Genomic DNA, 1025 nt, shown 5'->3' with positions numbered 1-1025 from the left:
GGTACCACCAGCCAACGCCTAAAGCGGAACGCTCGTTGTGCTGGTATTCCTCATGCATGTCTTGTCGTTCTTTATCGAAGGTGTGACGGCCTTCGTAGGGGGCTTTGCCAGGGCAGAATTCTGGGCCTTTTTCCATGTAGACACGTATGGCTTCCCATTTGCCCAAGCCATGGGTGGGGGTTGCTACGCCTTGGTTTACAAAATGGACTTTGCCGGACTTGGGATCGTCGAAGGCCATGCCGAAGGTGTAAGTGCTGATGATGCCTTCGCCTGTTGACCCGGTGCTGATTGAGAGCCAGGCGACCAGTTCTTCCCATGGCTGGATAACCTGCTCGTCGGAGTTGTTGGGGAAGAAACAGACTTCGCGGCGTTGGCGGTTGAAGCGAATGGGGCGGGTGCGGGATTTGGTGAGTGTGGAACTGATGACAACATAACAGCCGATAATGGCAAATGCCGCGCCGCCCCAACCGGAAATCCACATACCAAATTCAAAAAACTCGCTGAAATACCATGAGAAGTTACGTCCAAAAGGGTTGTTGAATGTTGATAATCCCATAATTGTAGGTAAAACCAGCAGGCAAGAAATTATGAAACCCATGCACAGACCAATCATTGCTCTGGCTTGAAATGCTTTACCAAAACTGCTGCTACCAATGTCCAGATATATGTCATTTACCTCAACAATGCTCCCACCCAAATCCGAGGGTATTTGTCCGGTTGGCACCGGCAGAGGCGATAAAAACGAAGCTTCTCCAGTGACAAAACGTCGGGACTCACCAGCGACAGGGCGCTGATTGCTCAACTCCCGCCAATCACCGGGCTGTTTGATCTCTACGCTCATAATGCAGAACTACCCGCTGATTCTTTTGCCTCGGTTTTGCTGAGGTTGGCCTTGAAGTACGTCATGAAGTCCTGTCCTTGAGAAAAGGCCTTTTCGATCTTTGCGTTTTGCTCGTTTAAAGCTGGGCTCGGTTTGGCCCATTGCTCAGACGGCAAAGGTTTAGACCACTCAGCAATGGATTCAG

General features: G+C 50.7%; 1 protein-coding gene and 1 pseudogene. Both read right to left on the bottom strand.

What is annotated here, in order from left to right; all coding sequences use genetic code 11:
* Positions 1 to 841, bottom strand: an 841-nt coding sequence (locus tag PMI32_RS02305) for a DUF6708 domain-containing protein (RefSeq protein ID WP_238541048.1), incomplete at its 3' end; no start/stop codon positions are given.
* Positions 838 to 1025, bottom strand: a pseudogene (locus tag PMI32_RS30820) (DUF6708 domain-containing protein); the annotation flags it as partial. The pseudogene PMI32_RS30820 and the gene PMI32_RS02305, both read right to left, overlap by 4 nt.

Source organism: Pseudomonas sp. GM60 (assembly GCF_000282415.1).
In the GTDB taxonomy this organism is placed as follows: domain Bacteria; phylum Pseudomonadota; class Gammaproteobacteria; order Pseudomonadales; family Pseudomonadaceae; genus Aquipseudomonas; species Aquipseudomonas migulae.
Note: the sequence above shows the minus strand (reverse complement) of the source record. Positions and strands in the feature narration are given on the sequence as shown.